General features: G+C 65.9%; 1 protein-coding gene. It reads right to left on the reverse strand.

Annotated elements, in window-relative coordinates:
- Positions 1 to 264 (reverse strand): type VI secretion system Vgr family protein (locus ACM6G4_RS25960; protein WP_414914890.1); only part of this gene is annotated, 264 nt, incomplete at both ends.

Genomic DNA, 264 nt, shown 5'->3' on the forward strand with positions numbered 1-264 from the left:
CTGGCGCATCAGCGCCAATTGCGCCGCCACATCTGCGGGATCGGCGTTGGCGGCCAAGGCATCGGCGGACAGCGTTTGCAGTTGGTCGCCGGCCTGGCGCAGGCGCTCGATCGCCGGGCCCATTTCCAGCACCTGGCCTTGGGCCTTGGTTTGTTCATCGGCACTGATAAACAACCCCTTGCCCGCCCGAATCGCCCCCCAGGCATCGGTGCGCAACTCAAACCCTTCACCCCGTTTTTGCCGCTCGGCATCCACCACGTGCCC

Source organism: Pseudomonas sp. IT-P258 (assembly GCF_949767825.1).
Classification (GTDB): Bacteria; Pseudomonadota; Gammaproteobacteria; order Pseudomonadales; family Pseudomonadaceae; genus Aquipseudomonas; species Aquipseudomonas monachiensis.